We start from the raw sequence: 1,758 nt of genomic DNA, 5'->3' as shown, positions 1-1,758 counted from the left end.
CCTTCCCGCGTCGCAGGACGAGCGACGAACCGCGCTCGGCGAGGCGCTCGCCGAGCGAGCCGAGTGAACCGTCGAGCCACCATCGGGCGGCTCCGCCGATCTGACGGACGCCGTCGGACTCCTCGTCGAGCACGTAGAGCGCGACGATGGGTTCGTCGCGGTCGAGCGCGGCGCGCAGGGCCGGATGGTCGGTCAGGCGGAGGTCGTCACGGAACCACACGATCGAGGGCGAAGCCATTCCCCGACGGTATCCACCGCGGCATCCCGTCGTCCGGGCTTGACACCCGCCTCGGCCGGCGCCGCCGCGCCCGGCGCCGCCGCGCCCGCGCATCCGACGCGAGACCGCACCCGTGTCGCGAAACCGTGCCCGTTCGTCGACCAGTGCCTACGGTCTGGACGAGGGCGTACGGTCTCGCGGCGACGTCCGACGTCCGGCCGCCGACGCCGGACGTCAGATGGACGAGGTGTCGTGACCCTTCGGCAGCGCGACGATGAGACCGCCCGCGATGATGCTGGTGTAGATGCGGGTCGCCTCTCCGAACTCGTCGCCGTCGAGCTCGATCGGCTGCGCCGGCGAGGTGGCGAGCTCGATGCCCGTGCCCCGCAGGTACCGCACCGACGAGTCCTTGCGGCGCTCGAGCACGCGACGACCGGCGCGGAACTTGCGCAGCACCGAGTTGTCCCACACGATGCTCCGCCACACGCCGAGCCAGCCCAGCACTCCGGTCGGCTGCAGGACGGCCACGTCGAGGCGACCGTCGGCGATCGAGGCGTCGGGGATCAGCGCGACACCGCCCTGCAGGGCGCCGCAGTTCGCGAAGAGCACGCTCTGCACCTTCGCCGAGTGCAGGCGGTGACCGTTCAGCTGGTACATGACGCGGAACGGCTTCGCGTTGACGAGGGAGCGGGCGGCACCGTCGACGTACGCGACCCAGCCGACCTGCTTCTTGAGGTCGTCGCGGGTGTTCTGGATCATCGCCGCGTCCAGCCCCATGCCGGCCATGACCGAGAAGCCGTGCTCCTCGATCTCGCCGTCGGCGCGGCGGATGCGGGCGAGTCCCGTGTCGATCGAGTGGACGTCGCCCTCGAAGGTCGCGCGGATCATCGTGTCGGTGTCGTCGAGGGGCAGGTACAGGTTGCGCGCGAGCAGGTTGCCCGTGCCGCTGGGCAGGATCGTCAGCGGAACACCCGTGGAGGTCAGCGCCTCGGCGACCGCGCGGACGGTGCCGTCGCCGCCGGCCACGAGCACGGCATCCACCTTCTCGTCCAGGGCGGCGCGGGTGGCGTCATCGCCCAGATCGTCGACGGTCGTCTCGTAGAAGAGGGGCTCGGCCCAGCCGGCGTCCTTCGACAGCTCGGCGACGCGGCCGCGCAGCTCCTCGGGTTCGACCTTGGTGGGGTTGTAGACGAGGGCCGCGCGCTTGTTCTGCGCGGGTTCGGCGTCCATCGGCTTCTCGTCGCCCTCGGCGCCGACGCGCTGCGCCTTGCCGGGGAGCTCCTCGGACGAATCCGGGTCGACGTCCTCGGGCTGGTGGATGACGTCGTCGGGCTCCGCGGCGTCCTTGGGGTGGGGGACGTCCTTACGCGGGCGGTCGCCCGCGTCGTCGCCGAGGCGCGCGGCGTGGAAGTCGTCGTGCGATCCGTCCGCCGCGGCGGCGTCCGCCTTCACCTCGGCGGGGGCATCGGCGGGGACGGTTTCGGGGGACTCCGCGTCGTCACGCGGCTCGTCAGGGGCGGCCATGGCATCCACCATAGGAC

General features: G+C 72.0%; 2 protein-coding genes. Both read right to left on the bottom strand.

From position 1 onward, the window contains the following. The coding region (locus DBR36_RS18430) for a deoxyribodipyrimidine photo-lyase (RefSeq protein WP_258222782.1) at nt 1–238 on the bottom strand (238 nt) is incomplete at its 3' end. 213 nt (nt 239–451) lie between these two features. Further along, nucleotides 452–1,758, bottom strand: a 1,307-nt coding sequence (locus tag DBR36_RS12250; protein ID WP_375136079.1) for a diacylglycerol/lipid kinase family protein, incomplete at its 5' end; no start/stop codon positions are given.

The organism is Microbacterium sp. HMWF026 (assembly GCF_003061325.1).
GTDB classification, from domain to species: Bacteria; Actinomycetota; Actinomycetes; order Actinomycetales; family Microbacteriaceae; genus Microbacterium; species Microbacterium testaceum_E.
Note: the sequence above shows the minus strand (reverse complement) of the source record. Positions and strands in the feature narration are given on the sequence as shown.